Source organism: Streptococcus suis, from assembly GCF_002964045.1.
GTDB classification, from domain to species: Bacteria; Bacillota; Bacilli; order Lactobacillales; family Streptococcaceae; genus Streptococcus; species Streptococcus suis_U.
The window spans coordinates 1-290 of the sequence record NZ_POPB01000119.1 but is presented as its reverse complement, the minus strand read 5'-3'; the positions used below and the strand labels follow the sequence as shown (position 1 = coordinate 290).

Genomic DNA, 290 nt, shown 5'->3' with positions numbered 1-290 from the left:
AAAGAATGGACGTGAGAAAATTCGGATGCGTGTCTATGATGCGACACCATCTGAATCAAGTCAAGCTTTTCTTGAAATCAAGAAAAAAGAAAATAAAATTGGCTATAAATACCGTTTAACCTCAAACCCTGTTTCTGTAACAAACTATATCGAAAATGGAGTGATTGATTCCACAATTAAGGATGATAAGGTAACCTCAGAACTCGAAATGTTGAGAGAACGCTATGGTACTATTAAGCCGAAGATGTATATCTACTACGATCGCGTATCCTATAAAGGAATCGAAGACA

Annotated in this window: 1 protein-coding gene; it reads left to right on the top strand. The window is 36.2% G+C overall.

The window, feature by feature from the left end:
• Nucleotides 1–290: VTC domain-containing protein (locus C1E99_RS00520; protein WP_153060123.1), on the top strand; the 290-nt coding region annotated here is incomplete at both ends.